A 12,817-nucleotide genomic window follows, 5' to 3' on the forward strand; every position below is an offset into this window, starting at 1 on the left:
ATGGAACTTGACCTCTTCGTGCCCGCTTTTGTTACCCTGTTCGTGGTAATGGACCCAATTGGCATTTCACCTTTATTCATGGCGCTGACGCAAGGCAAGACGACGTCGCAGAGGCGCGCCATCGCGCTCAGGGCCTGCACCATTTCAGCCCTGATCCTAACGCTGTTCGCGTTTCTGGGCGAAGGGGTGCTGAACTTCCTTGGCATCTCGATGCCCGCATTTCGGATCTCCGGCGGCATTCTGCTTTTGCTGACCGCACTGGACATGTTGTTTGAACGGCGCACCCAACGACGCAAGGACCAGTCCGAGGAAGGCGTGGCCAGCGATGATGATCCATCCGTGTTTCCGCTGGCAATGCCCCTGATCGCTGGCCCCGGCTCGATTGCCACGGTGATCTTGCTGTCAGGTCAGGGCGACGGGCTGGCAGGTGTCGGGTTGGCATTGGCGGTCATGGCACTGGTGCTTCTGATCGCCTTCATCCTGTTTAACGCGGCGTCGCTACTGGAACGGCTGTTGCGCGAAACGGGGATCAAAGTGGTGACCCGGCTGTTGGGCATGCTTCTGGCCGCCTTGGCGGTTCAGTTCGTGCTGGAAGGATTGCGTGACTTTGGTCTGATGGGCTGACACGCGGCGCATTGCCCCGATGACAAGCGCTGGCGGGCTTCCTATATCTTCTTGGTAAGGGTTTTGGAGTTTAGGATGACCGGCGACGACTATGCACGTATTGCCTATTTAACACTGCTATTGGCGGCAATCGGCGGGTATTTCATTGCCGAAAACCGCAAGAATATCGGTCAAACCTTCCGCCACGCCCTGATCTGGGCACTGATTTTCGTCGGCGCGTTGGCGGGTGTCGGGCTGTGGCAGGACATTCGAAACGACATCACACCGCGTCAAAACGTTGTGCAGGAAACCGGACAGATTGAGCTTCCGCGCGCGCGTGACGGCCATTTCTATGCCACCTTATTGATGAACGGCCAGCCCATCGAATTCGTCGTCGATACCGGCGCCAGCCAGATCGTTCTGACGAAAGAGGACGCTTTGAAGGCCGGTGTTCAAATGAACGCGCTGCGCTTCTTTGGCCGCGCGATGAGCGCAAATGGCCCGGTGCGCACAGCCCCCGCCCGCATCGCGCGTGTTGATTTTCTGGGCATCGAGGATTTCGGCGTCGAAGTCTGGGTAAATGACGGCGAAATGCCGGGATCACTGCTGGGCAACGACTATCTGCAACGGTTTGAAAAGATCGAGATTGAGCGGGACAGGCTGATCCTAACGCGCGGCGATTGACGTCTGGCCCGAAATTTAGTCTTCGCTTTCTGCACCTTGCGTGCTGACCTTCATTTCCCAGCGGCCGCTTTCCTGGCTCCAGTACTTCGCGGTACACCCTGCTGCGACAACTTCTTTCCATTGCGATCTGGCATGGGCGACGGCGTCGGGGTCGTTGCCGTCAAACAGGATGCTGACGCGGGTCAGCGTTGTCATTTCTTCTCGACTTACCGACGCCCCATCGACCGAGATCAGGGCGTTGGCTGCATTGGGTGTTCCTTTGGGTATCTCAGCGTCAGTTGTCAGCAAAACAGGCTGATCGACCTCATGCAGCCCACCCGCTTTGCCGTGTGGCAGGAACCCGTCATCCGTGGTGGTCCACAACCGTTCATCCAGCCAGTCGATCCGCTTTGCATCTGTTCCCCGGACGCAGACCTTCCAGCCTGCTTCCAGTGATTTTTGCAACAAGGTTGGCAACGTCGCCTCAAGCGGGCTGCGCGTCATGTGATAGAAAAGGACCTCTCCGCCCGTTTCTGTCGAAGCACCCTGCTCGCTTGAGGTTTCATTTGCCGTATCCGCCATCCCATCAGGCCTCGAACATGTCCTGAACCAGACGGTTCAACGCCAATACACCCCAGCCGGTCGCCCCTTTCGGGTGCAATGGTCCGTCTTGGTCCACCTGTGCGGTGCCCGCGATATCAAGGTGGATCCAGGGCTGGCCGTCTTTCACGAAGCGACCAAGGAATTGGGCGGCGGTGATGGACCCTGCGGGACGACCGCCGACATTCTTCATGTCCGCCTTGTGCGACTTGATCAGTTGGTCATAGCCGGGGCCCATCGGCATCCGCCACGCGCCTTCACCTTCTGCCTTTGCAGCGTCCAGAAGCCCGTCACAAAGCGTGTCGTCGTTCGAGAAGACGCCGGTGTTTTCATGGCCCAAACCGATCACGATCGCACCGGTTAGCGTTGCAAGATCAATCATCCCAGCCGGTTTGTATTCTTCCTGCGCGTACCACATCACGTCACACAGGACGAGCCGACCCTCGGCGTCGGTATTGATCACCTCGATCGTGTCGCCCTTCATCGAGGTCACGATGTCGCCGGGCCGCTGAGCGCGCCCGTCCGGCATGTTTTCAACCAGACCGACCAGCCCAACCACGTTGGCCTTGGCTTTGCGGGTGGCCAGCGTCTTCATGACGCCTGCAACCGTGCCCGCGCCGCCCATATCCATGGTCATATCTTCCATGCCAGCGGCGGGCTTGATGCTGATGCCGCCCGTGTCAAACACGACGCCTTTGCCGACCAAGGCAAGCGGGGCCATGTCCTTTTCGCCGCCCATCCATTCCATGACAACCACTTTCGACGGAGCCTCGGACCCCTGACCGACCGCCAGAAGCGCGCGCATGCCAAGTTTTTCCAGCGCCGCCTCGTCCAGCACTTTGACCTTCAGGCCAAGACCCTTCAGCTCAACCAGACGGTCGGCAAATTCAGTGGTGGTCAGGACGTTGGCAGGCTCGTTCACCAGATCGCGGGCAAAGAAAACACCGTCGCTCTGTGCGGCGATCCGCTCGCTCGCGCCGTCAAATTGGTCGACCCGCGACACCATGAGTTTCAGGCTGCCCCCACCCGCATCCGCGTCCTTGTCAGACTTATGATCATTGAACGCGTAGGCACGCAAGATCGCCCCAAGCGCCAGATCATCAGCGTGTTTGACGGGGCCTGCCAAAACCAGAACATCCTTACCGGCCAAATGCTTACCAATGGCACCGCCCGCCTTGCGCGCAAGATTCAGATCAGCGCGTGGGGCAAGGCGGACGACCTGCACAGCTTCGGCTTTCATGCCCGTCGGAAACGCCAGTTCATGTGCATCACCGTCTTTCATCTTCTCGAACGCTTTACTTTCGGCAAAGCGCAACAACGCGCCACGGGTCAGCTTGTTGACTCGGCGTGCTGCCGGATGCAGCTTGCCCGGCTCGGACAAAACGACCACTACGCGGCCAACATGTTCGCCGATGGGATCAAGGTTTACTTCGCTGAAAACAGGCTGGATCGGGGTCGTCATATGACATTCCTTTCAGGCAATCTTTTGCCATTCCTAGCCAGCCACGCCAAGAATGACCAGATAGCAGTTTTCCCCGGCGATGGGATCGGCTAGAAAATGAACCACAACATGTTGGGGTTCACCGGGGGTAACGTGGCCAGATTCGACCGCTATATGCTGTCGCAGCTTATTTTGCTGTTTGGCTTTTACGGGCTGGTGCTGGTTTTGCTTTTTTGGGTGAACCGGGCGGTTAAGCTGTTTGATCAGTTGATTGCCAATGGGCAGACCGCAATGGTGTTTTTGGAATTCTCGGCGATGATTGTGCCCGGCGTGATCGTCTTTATCATCCCGATTGCGTCGTTCGCGGCAGCGGTTTCGGTGACAAACCGGCTGAATTCGGAAAGTGAGCTTGTGGTGGCGCAGGCCGCGGGCTTTGGCGCCTTCCGCTTAGCGCGACCTGTTCTGGTCTTCGGTGTGTTCACCGCGCTGTTCATGCTGGTCCTGACCCATGTTCTGGTTCCGATGAGCCAACTTCGCTTTGCCGAGCGTCAGGCCGAGGTCGCAGAAAACATCACGGCCCGCTTCCTGACCGAAGGCAGTTTTGTGCATCCTGTCGAAGGCGTCACCCTGTATATTCGCGAGATCAGCGCGGCGGGCGAGCTGAAAGACATCTTCCTGTCGGACGAACGCGATCCGGCACAGAAATATACTTATACCGCGAAAAAAGCCCTGATCCTGCGCACCGATGCAGGGCCACGTTTGATCATGTTCGATGGTCTGGCGCAGGTCTTGAACAGCAATAGCCAACGTCTGTCGACCACAGGGTTCAAAAACTTCACCTATGACATCTCGGCCCTTCTGACGGGGCCGATTGGGGGCGACCGCACGGTGACCCAAATTTATACCTCGGAACTGCTGAACCCGCCCGCCGCCACCCTGACCGAGACGGGTGAAACCCGCGCCGCCCTGCGCGCCGAGGGCCATTTCCGCAACGCTCAGGCATTGTATTCTATTGTCACTGCGATAACCGGGTTTTCCATGTTGATCGTCGCGGGGTTCAGCCGATTTGGGCTATGGCGGCAAGTTGTCATGGCGCTTGGCGCGGTTGCGCTATTGCAGACTCTGGACAATACGATGCTTGATCTGGCGCGCCGCGCAGATGGCAGCTTGTGGCTTGTCTATGTTGCGACTGTTGTCGGCGCGCTTTTCAATATCGTGGTGCTGAACATGGCCAGCCGTCCGTCGCCAAGCGACATGCGCCTGCGCCGACGCACGCTGCGTGAAATGACCCGCTTGCCCGCCGGAGGCACGGTATGAAGCTGCACCTGTATATCGCGCGCCGGTTCATGTTTGCCTTCCTGACCATGCTGGTCGTACTGGGCATGATCTTCGTGCTGCTGGATATGGTGGAAAGCATGCGTCGGTTCGATGCTGCTGCGGTGGGGTTTGGCAACATTCTGGGTCTTACCCTTCTGAATGCCCCGGTGTGGATATATCGCATCCTGCCGCTGATCGTCATTCTGGCGACGCTTTGGATGTTTCTGAGCCTGTCGCGCAGCTCGGAAATGGTTGTGACACGCGCCGCGGGCCGGTCAGCCCTGAACACGCTGGTATCGCCTGCACTGGCGGTGTTTCTTTTTGGCGTGATCGCGGTGGCCGTCGGCAACCCGATCGCGGCTGCAACATCAAAGAAATACGAGCGCATTTCCGCGCAATACAAGGGCACCGGCGGCTCGGTCCTGTCCATTTCAACCGAAGGGGTTTGGCTTCGGCAGGGCAACGAGGATGGCCAAACGGTGATCCGCGCCGTTCGATCTGATCTGGAGGGCACCAGCCTGTCGGGCGTTACCTTCTTCTCATTTGCGCCCGACGGCCTTCCCACCCTGCGGATTGAGGCGCAAACCGCCAAACTAGAGCCCGGCCAGTGGGCGTTGACCAAGGCCAAGGTCTGGGACTTGGAAAACGCCGACAATCCCGAGATGGAGGCCGAAGCTTACGACGAATACCTCGTGTCCTCGAACCTGACACAGGACCAGATTCGCGACAGCTTTGGCAAGCCAAGTTCGATTTCGATCTGGGAAATGCCACGTTTTATCCGCCAGTTGGAAGCCGCAGGTTTTTCGGCGCGCGCGCATCAGGTTTGGTTTCAGATGGAGCTTGCGATGCCGTTTTTCATGGTCGCCATGGTACTGATCGGCGCGGGCTTCACCATGCGCCACACGCGGTTTGGGCGTACGGGGATCATGGTATTGATGGCACTGGTGATGGGCTTCGGGGCTTATTTCATTCGTAACTTCGCCCAGATTTTGGGCGAGAACGGACAGATTCCCATCATATTGGCCGCATGGGCCCCGCCCATAGCCGCGATCATGATGCCCATGGGGCTTCTGTTACATCTGGAGGACGGGTGATGCGCCTTTTGCGCCAACTTCGCACCAGCCTGTCGGCACTTTGGCGAGGCCTCGCGATGGCCGCTGCTGTTGTCACGCTGTCCGCGCCTCCCGCGTTGGCAGGACAGGCCAGCTTGATTGCGGACTCGGTGCGGGTTGAGGGGAACGGCGCCCTGATCGCTCAGGGCAATGTGGTGGTTCTGTATGAGGGGACGCGTCTGACCGCAACGCGCGTGGTCTATGAAAAGGCAACCGATAAACTCAGCATTCAGGGGCCGATCACCATTGCCCGCGAAGATGGAACAGTGCTGGTTGCCGAGGCGGCCGAACTGTCGTCAGACCTGCGCAATGGCATCCTGAAAAGCGCGCGTCTGGTGCTGGACGAACAATTGCAGATCGCAGCCGCCCAGATCAATCGCGTCAACGACCGCTATACACAGATGTCGCGTGTGACGGCCTCGTCCTGTCATGTGTGCAAGTCCAACCCGGTGCCATTGTGGCAAATCCGGGCCGACCGCGTGGTGCATGACGAAAAGGCGCGCCAGCTTTATTTCCATGGGGCACAGGTGCGGGTTGCGGATGTGCCGATCTTCTATCTGCCGCGCCTGCGGCTGCCCGACCCGACCCTAAAGCGGGCGACCGGGTTCTTGCCCCCGAAAATCCGCACCAGTTCGACGCTGGGCGTCGGCATTGTCGCCCCGTTTTTCCTGCGGTTGGGCGATCACGCAGATGTCACCTTGTCGCCGTTTCTGGCCGCCAAGACCACGACGCTTGAACTGCAATACCGCCAAGCGTTCCGCGCGGGCGACATCATGTTTACCGGCGCGGTCAGCCAAGACAGCGTCCTGCCTGACCAGACCCGGTATTACGTGTTCGGCAAGGGCCAGTTTGCCCTGCCCCGCGACTATACGCTGAGCTTTGAGCTGCAAGAGGTCTCGGACCCCGCGTATCTGCTGGATTACGGCTATTCCGATCAGGACAGATTGCGCAATGCCATCACTGTGATGCGCGCGCGCCGTGACGAATTCGTCTTCGGTGGGATCACCCGCTATGACACGTTGCGCGAATCCGAGCTTCCGATCTTTGACCAGCTGCCCTTCGCGCAGATTGACACGTTTTACGAACGCCGCCTGTTCCCGCCCTGGCTGGGGGGCGAAGTGCGCGGAAACCTGTCGTGGCAGGCCCACTTCCGCGAAAGCAGCGCTGACATCCTTGGCCGCGATGTGGCCCGGCTTGGCGCAGGGCTTAGCTGGCATCGCGATTGGGTTGGCCCCGCCGGGATCGTGATCGAAGCTGAAGCAGGCGTTGACGCCAATGTCTACTGGATCGAACAAGACAGCCGCTTTGTGTCCGAGCAGAGCTTTGCCGCCCCATCCGCCGGTGTCACGCTGCGCTGGCCGATGTCGCGGGTAACATCCTCGGGCGCGGTTGACATATTAGAGCCCATTGCGCATATCGCATGGTCCGAACAGGTCGGCGCCGACGTCCCCAATGAAGACAGCGTTTTTGTCGAATTTGACGAGGCCAACCTGTTTGACCTGAACCGCTTTCCCGGACAAGACCGGCGCGAAGACGGCGCACGCGCCGCCGTTGGGTTAAGCTGGACACGTCATTCACCGTCAGGCTGGGCGTTCACGCTGGCCGCAGGTCGGGTGTTTCGGGAAGGCGGGTTTGATCAATTTACCAACGCATCAGGGCTGGCGGGCGACCGCTCGGACTGGTTGTTGGGGGCGCATGTGAACATGGGCGGGCGGTTCGCGCTGCAGGGCCGTGCCCTGCTGGACGACGATTTCGCAATCACCAAATCGGAAACCCGCGCCGCCTATCTGGCCGAGGATTTTGAGGTCAGCGCCGCCCATATCTGGGTGATCGAGGACATCGCCGAAAACCGCCCGGACCCGACCCACGAGCTGCGCCTGGACGGGTCATATCAGTTCAGCGACTTCTGGCGTGTGTCCGCAGATGGCAGCTTTGATCTGGAAGCCCGTCAAGCCACCCGCGCCGGGTTGGGTCTGCAGTATCAAAATGAATGCCTTTTTGTGGATGTTTCCCTCTCGCGTCGTTTCACATCCTCGACTAATGTGACGCCAACAACGGATTTCGGCTTTAAGGTCGAACTGACCGGTTTTGGCGGCGCGCGCGGCAAGACAGCCCATAAATGCGGCGGCTGAAACAGGCAGTCGATTGACCGGAACCGAAGATTGAGATGACGAAGAGCAGATCGGACAGAAAAATGGCGAAACGCATGATCAACATCCGCACCAGGACGATAGCGAACCCCCGCTGGGCACAGCGTATCGCCGCAACTCTTGTGGCTGGCCTGCTGATCGCGATGACACTGGGTGCCTCAAGTGCGACGGCGCAGAACCTTTTCGCCCCGGTCAAGAAAATCAATGATCGCGTGATCACCGCCTATGAGCTGTCGCAGCGCATGGCCTTCCTGACCATCCTGAAAGCGCCGGGCAACCTGAACGAACTTGCGATGGAGCAGCTGACCAACGAGGCACTGCAACGCCAAGCCGCCGAGCTTGTGGACGTGAAGCCCACGGCTGAAGAAGTGCTTGCGGGCATGGAGGAATTCACCGGCCGGTTCAACATGGATGTCGAGACCTTCAACAAGGTCATCGCACAGGCCGGTATTGCACCCGAAACCTTTCGCGATTTCGTCTCGGGCGGGGTTGCATGGCGCGCCGTCGTGCGTGCCCGCTGGGCCGGGCGCGTTCAAGTCACCGATGACGAGGTCGATCGCCAACTTGCGCTGACACGTCCCGGCGCTGGTGTGCGCGTCCTTCTGTCAGAAATCATCCTGCCCGCGCAAACGCCTGCGCAGATGCAAATATCCAATGCCCGCGCCTCGGAACTCAGCCAGATCACCACCCTGCCCGCGTTTGCCTCGGCGGCGCGGCAATATTCTGTGGCACCGTCACGCGGACGGTCTGGTCGGCTGGAATGGATGGACCTGTCGAACCTTCCGCCTGCCGTCGCCGCCCAAATCCTGCCACTTGCCCCCGGACATGTCAGCGATCCGATTCCCGTCAAGAACGGCGTCGCGGTTTTCCAATTGCGCGCGATTGAAGAAACAGACACGCCCACGCCAACCAGTGTGACCGTCGATTACGCCACTCTGTTGCTGCCCGGCGGTCGCACCGAAAAAACACTAACCGAGGCTGCTAAAATCCGCGCCAAGGTGGACCGCTGCGATGACCTTTACGGCGTCGCCAAGGATCTGCCGCCCTCGCAATTGCAGCGTGAAGCCCTTCCGATGGGTCAGGTTCCGTCCAACTATGCGCTGGAACTGGCCAAACTTGATGAAGGCGAGGTGTCGACCGGTCTGACCTCGGCGTCCGGTCAGAACCTTGTGTTCCTGATGCTGTGTTCGCGCAGCCGCGACCTGCCTGAAGAAATCAGCCGTGAAGACATTAAGCTGCAATTGCAAAACCAACGCCTGCAAAGCTTCGCCAACGCCTATTTGGACGAGCTGAAAGCGGCGGCTTATATCGAAGACTACACCGGCCAATGACCCCCAACGCGCGGCCCTCGGGCACCTTGCTGCCGGTGGCGCTGACCATGGGCGAACCTGCAGGGATCGGCCCGGATATCGCAGGCCCGGCCTTCGCGACTTTGAAAGGCGAGGTTCCGTTCTTTCTGATCGGCGACCCCGCGCACCTGCCAATAGACACAGCATTCACTGAAATCGCCGCGCCAATCGACGCAATCACTGCGCCCTCGCTGCCCGTCCTGCCGCATGATTTCGGCGGCGCGCGCAGCGCCGGACAGCCACAGCCTTCGCAGGCTCAACATGTGATCAAAGTGATCGAACGCGCCGTCCACCTGACCCAAACAGGCGAGGCGCTCGCGGTCTGCACCAACCCGATCCACAAGAAGGCCCTAAAAGATGGCGCGGGCTTTGCCTTTCCCGGCCATACTGAATTCCTCGCCCATCTGGCCGGTGGCGCAGATGTGGTGATGATGCTGACGTGCGAAGGTCTGCGCGTCGTTCCCGCCACCATCCACATCGCCCTGTCCGAAGTGCCCGCCGCGCTGACGCCCAAGCTTCTGAAGCAAGTCATCCAAACCACCCATGCGGCATTGATCCACGATTTTGGCCTGACATCGCCGCGCATTGCCGTCGCAGGTCTGAACCCCCATGCAGGCGAAGGCGGCGCGATGGGGATGGACGAGATCAACATGATCGCGCCTTTACTGGACGGCTTACGCGCAGACGGATTTGACCTGATCGGACCGCTATCCGCCGACACCATGTTTCACGCCGCGGCCCGCGCGGGTTATGACGCGGCAGTCTGCATGTATCACGACCAAGCCCTGATCCCGATCAAGACCATCGACTTCGCGGGCGGTGTCAACGTCACGCTCGGCTTGCCCTTCGTGCGCACGTCGCCCGACCACGGCACCGCGTTTGACATTGCGGGCACAGGCAAAGCTGACCCAAGCTCGCTGATCGCCGCTTTGCGCATGGCCCACCAAATGGGCCGCACCCGACAGGAACGTCTTACATGAGCCAGATTGACGGCCTTCCCCCGCTGCGCGAGGTCATTGCGACCCATGGCCTGATTGCCAAGAAATCCATGGGGCAAAACTTCCTGCTCGACCTGAACCTGACCGCCAAAATCGCGCGCCTGGCGGGCGACCTCAGCAATTCTGACGTGCTTGAAATCGGCCCCGGCCCCGGCGGGTTGACCCGTGGGCTGCTGGTCGAAGGGGCGCGCAAAGTGCTCGCCGTGGAAAAAGACAGCCGCGCGATGGCCCCGTTGGCCGAAATTCAAGCGATCTATCCAGACAGGTTGCAGATTATCAATGCCGACGCGTTGGACCTTGACCCGTTGGAACACTTGTCCCCACCGATCCGCATCGTGGCCAACTTGCCCTATAATATTGGGACCGAGCTTCTTGTCCGCTGGCTGACGCCGCCAAGCTGGCCGCCAGTCTGGGACAGTCTGACGCTGATGTTCCAAAAGGAAGTCGCCGAACGGATCGTCGCCCAACCCGGATCAAAGAAGTATGGCCGCCTTGCGGTGTTGGCCCAATGGCGCACCACCCCGCGCGTGGTGATGGAGCTGCCACCCGAAGCATTCATCCCGCCGCCCAAGGTCCATTCCGCTGTGGTCCATTTCGACGCCCTGCCCGCCCCGCGTTTCGAGGCGGACGCGGACAAGCTGCAAACCCTTGTCGCAAAAGCATTTGGACAACGTCGCAAGATGCTGCGCGGCTCGTTGAAAGGCCTTCACCCGCAGATCGAGGATGTGCTGACATCGGTTGGCATCAAACCGACCTCGCGCGCCGAAGAAATCGGGATCGAGGAATTTTGCGCCCTCAGCCGCGCGCTGTCCTCCTGAAAAGTCTCGACTATCCCGCCAAGCGAACAGCCCCTGAACAGCCTCAGCTATGCTCCTCTGCCGCCGTGTCCGCCAACACGCGGTTGAAGGCTTTCAACGCGTCCACATGAAACACCGCGCCCCACAGTTCGGGCGGATCGCCCTCACCGCCCAGCGTCACGACGGGAATAAACTGCGCGCCTGAGATTTCAAACATTGGCATCACCGCTTCCAATGTGGCATTGCCGTCGACGTAAACGCCTTGTTCGATCAGTTCCCAACATGTCTCCTCGCCCGCCGCGCGCGCGTGTTCGCGGTCTCGCATGATCGACGCGACGCGCACTGTGGACAGCAGATAAGCCTGCGGACCGGCGGCAAGGTGAATGCCGCGCCGCTCTAACTGGGTCAGGAAGAAACTGCGGTCCACCCACCGGCTGGCCAAAGCTGTGGATATGGACACCGCGGCCATCACGGCAATGCCTGTCTGCCAGTCGCCCGTCAGTTCAAACACAATCAGCGTGGTCGAGATTGGCGCACCAAGAACCGCCGCCGCCACGGCCCCCATACCCGCAAGGGCATACAGCGTTTCGGACCCGGACACGTCGGGAAAGACAGCGGTCGCCACGATCCCAAACGCCAACCCGGTCAGCGCGCCGACCATCAGGGCGGGTGAAAAAACTCCGCCACCCATGCGCCCGGCCATGGTGATCGCCACCGCCGCAACCTTCACGACGACATAGGTGATGGCCAGGTGCAGCCCCAGCCCCCCCGTCAATGCAGCCGAGGTCGTTTCATACCCAACACCGATGATATGCGGGTACCAGATGGCAATCGCGCCAAGGATCAACCCGGCGAATGCTGGCCGCAGAACTTTTGGAAGCCGCAATTGTTTCTGCACCGAACTGCCAACATCCTCGGCCCAGAAAATCGCCCGCATCAGAACGACCGCAACCACACCGCAGACAATACCAAGGATCAAAAAGGCTGGCAGTTCGACGTAAAAGTCCAACGACCCCTCGGCAGGCAGGATGAATTCGGTCACGCCGCCATATTCGATCCGGTTGATCACAGTCCCGGCCACCGACGCGATGGCGATGGGCGCAAAGGCGTGCACGGCGAAGTGGCGCAAGACAACCTCTAACGCGAACAGCGCCCCGGCAATCGGTGCGTTGAAACTGGCAGAAACGGCAGCTGCCACGGCGCAGCCCAGCAGATCACGGCCCGTCACGCCGTTTGCGTTGATCCGCGCGGACACCCAGCTGGAAATCACCGCGGCTAGGTGCACAACCGGACCTTCTCGACCTGAAGAGCCACCGGTCGACAGCGTAATCATGGACGCCAGCGCCGAACCCAGCCCCGCGCGTTTTTCAACCCGTCCATCCCACAGGGCGGCGCCTTCGATCACGTCTGCCACGGCGCGCACGCGGCCGTCATGGGTAAACCAATTCAGGATGATCCCGACCGCCAGCCCGCCAAATGCAGGGATCAGCAGCACCCAATACCACGGCAATGTGCCGGCAAAGCTGTGCAGATGCGCCAGATCATCGGTGCCATACAGCGCGGCCTGAAGCGTTTCGATCCCCTTTCGAAACCCCAAAGCGGCAAATCCCGACGCGATCCCGATTATCAGGGCAATCAACCAAAACTGAAGTTGGCTTGGCCCTTTTTGAGCCAGAATATGCCAACCGGTAGAGGCTCGCCCGACCAAATCCCGCCACGCGCGATCTAAGAACAATTTTAGCCGATTAGGCATGGTCCCCCGCCCGCGCGGCCCTTCCCAAGATCAC

11 protein-coding genes are annotated in these 12,817 nt (G+C 60.0%); 8 read left to right on the forward strand and 3 right to left on the reverse strand.

Going from position 1 to position 12,817, the window contains the following annotated elements; all coding sequences use genetic code 11:
* Together MUY35_RS01340 and MUY35_RS01345 are read left to right on the forward strand one after the other, a co-directional pair.
* The gene (locus MUY35_RS01340; protein ID WP_248363270.1) at positions 1-624 is read left to right on the forward strand and encodes a MarC family protein; all 624 of its coding nucleotides are present in this window, start codon (positions 1-3) and stop codon (positions 622-624) included.
* Between the two features lie 75 nt (positions 625-699).
* Positions 700-1,287, forward strand: coding sequence for a TIGR02281 family clan AA aspartic protease (locus MUY35_RS01345; RefSeq protein WP_248363272.1), 588 nt, complete (start codon positions 700-702; stop codon positions 1,285-1,287).
* A gap of 15 nt (positions 1,288-1,302) precedes the next feature.
* On the opposite strand, the gene MUY35_RS01350 is transcribed toward MUY35_RS01345, so the two are convergent.
* Complete coding sequence (locus tag MUY35_RS01350; protein ID WP_282569149.1) at positions 1,303-1,848, reverse strand: DNA polymerase III subunit chi; 546 nt, start codon at positions 1,846-1,848, stop codon at positions 1,303-1,305.
* Between the two features lie 4 nt (positions 1,849-1,852).
* A complete protein-coding gene (locus MUY35_RS01355) occupies positions 1,853-3,328 on the reverse strand; it encodes a leucyl aminopeptidase (protein ID WP_248363274.1) in 1,476 nt (491 codons plus the stop codon).
* A gap of 96 nt (positions 3,329-3,424) precedes the next feature.
* Between MUY35_RS01355 and lptF the strand changes: the two genes are divergently transcribed.
* From lptF to rsmA, 6 genes are all read left to right on the forward strand, one after another.
* Positions 3,425-4,624, forward strand: coding sequence for an LPS export ABC transporter permease LptF (gene lptF / locus MUY35_RS01360; protein WP_248363276.1), 1,200 nt, complete (start codon positions 3,425-3,427; stop codon positions 4,622-4,624).
* The gene (gene lptG, locus MUY35_RS01365; protein ID WP_248363278.1) at positions 4,621-5,718 is read left to right on the forward strand and encodes an LPS export ABC transporter permease LptG; all 1,098 of its coding nucleotides are present in this window, start codon (positions 4,621-4,623) and stop codon (positions 5,716-5,718) included. Before lptF ends, lptG begins: the two co-directional genes overlap by 4 nt.
* The gene (lptD, locus tag MUY35_RS01370; protein ID WP_248363280.1) at positions 5,718-7,868 is read left to right on the forward strand and encodes an LPS assembly protein LptD; all 2,151 of its coding nucleotides are present in this window, start codon (positions 5,718-5,720) and stop codon (positions 7,866-7,868) included. The genes lptG and lptD overlap by 1 nt, the downstream gene beginning before the upstream one ends.
* A gap of 62 nt (positions 7,869-7,930) precedes the next feature.
* The gene (locus MUY35_RS01375; RefSeq protein ID WP_248363282.1) at positions 7,931-9,217 is read left to right on the forward strand and encodes a peptidylprolyl isomerase; all 1,287 of its coding nucleotides are present in this window, start codon (positions 7,931-7,933) and stop codon (positions 9,215-9,217) included.
* Positions 9,214-10,215 carry a 4-hydroxythreonine-4-phosphate dehydrogenase PdxA gene (pdxA, locus tag MUY35_RS01380; protein ID WP_248363284.1) on the forward strand — a complete coding sequence of 334 codons (1,002 nt, stop codon included), beginning with the start codon at positions 9,214-9,216 and terminating at the stop codon, positions 10,213-10,215. Before MUY35_RS01375 ends, pdxA begins: the two co-directional genes overlap by 4 nt.
* Positions 10,212-11,051, forward strand: a complete 840-nt coding sequence (rsmA, locus tag MUY35_RS01385) for a 16S rRNA (adenine(1518)-N(6)/adenine(1519)-N(6))-dimethyltransferase RsmA (protein WP_248363286.1) — start codon at positions 10,212-10,214, stop codon at positions 11,049-11,051. Before pdxA ends, rsmA begins: the two co-directional genes overlap by 4 nt.
* Positions 11,052-11,094: 43 nt before the next feature.
* On the opposite strand, the gene MUY35_RS01390 is transcribed toward rsmA, so the two are convergent.
* Positions 11,095-12,783 carry a chloride channel protein gene (locus MUY35_RS01390; RefSeq protein WP_248363288.1) on the reverse strand — a complete coding sequence of 563 codons (1,689 nt, stop codon included), beginning with the start codon at positions 12,781-12,783 and terminating at the stop codon, positions 11,095-11,097.
* Positions 12,784-12,817: the final 34 nt, after the last annotated feature.

The organism is Aliiroseovarius sp. S1339 (assembly GCF_023195695.1).
Lineage (GTDB): Bacteria > Pseudomonadota > Alphaproteobacteria > Rhodobacterales > Rhodobacteraceae > Aliiroseovarius.

What these genes read in the sequence shown, in the direction of transcription:
- MUY35_RS01340 (WP_248363270.1), top strand. Translation starts at nt 1, where the DNA reads ATGGAACTTGACCTCTTCGTGCCCGCTTTTGTTACCCTGTTCGTGGTA.
- MUY35_RS01345 (WP_248363272.1), top strand. Translation starts at nt 700, where the DNA reads ATGACCGGCGACGACTATGCACGTATTGCCTATTTAACACTGCTATTG.
- MUY35_RS01350 (WP_282569149.1), bottom strand. Translation starts at nt 1,848, where the DNA reads ATGGCGGATACGGCAAATGAAACCTCAAGCGAGCAGGGTGCTTCGACA.
- MUY35_RS01355 (WP_248363274.1), bottom strand. Translation starts at nt 3,328, where the DNA reads ATGACGACCCCGATCCAGCCTGTTTTCAGCGAAGTAAACCTTGATCCC.
- lptF (WP_248363276.1), top strand. Translation starts at nt 3,425, where the DNA reads ATGAACCACAACATGTTGGGGTTCACCGGGGGTAACGTGGCCAGATTC.
- lptG (WP_248363278.1), top strand. Translation starts at nt 4,621, where the DNA reads ATGAAGCTGCACCTGTATATCGCGCGCCGGTTCATGTTTGCCTTCCTG.
- lptD (WP_248363280.1), top strand. Translation starts at nt 5,718, where the DNA reads ATGCGCCTTTTGCGCCAACTTCGCACCAGCCTGTCGGCACTTTGGCGA.
- MUY35_RS01375 (WP_248363282.1), top strand. Translation starts at nt 7,931, where the DNA reads ATGGCGAAACGCATGATCAACATCCGCACCAGGACGATAGCGAACCCC.
- pdxA (WP_248363284.1), top strand. Translation starts at nt 9,214, where the DNA reads ATGACCCCCAACGCGCGGCCCTCGGGCACCTTGCTGCCGGTGGCGCTG.
- rsmA (WP_248363286.1), top strand. Translation starts at nt 10,212, where the DNA reads ATGAGCCAGATTGACGGCCTTCCCCCGCTGCGCGAGGTCATTGCGACC.
- MUY35_RS01390 (WP_248363288.1), bottom strand. Translation starts at nt 12,783, where the DNA reads ATGCCTAATCGGCTAAAATTGTTCTTAGATCGCGCGTGGCGGGATTTG.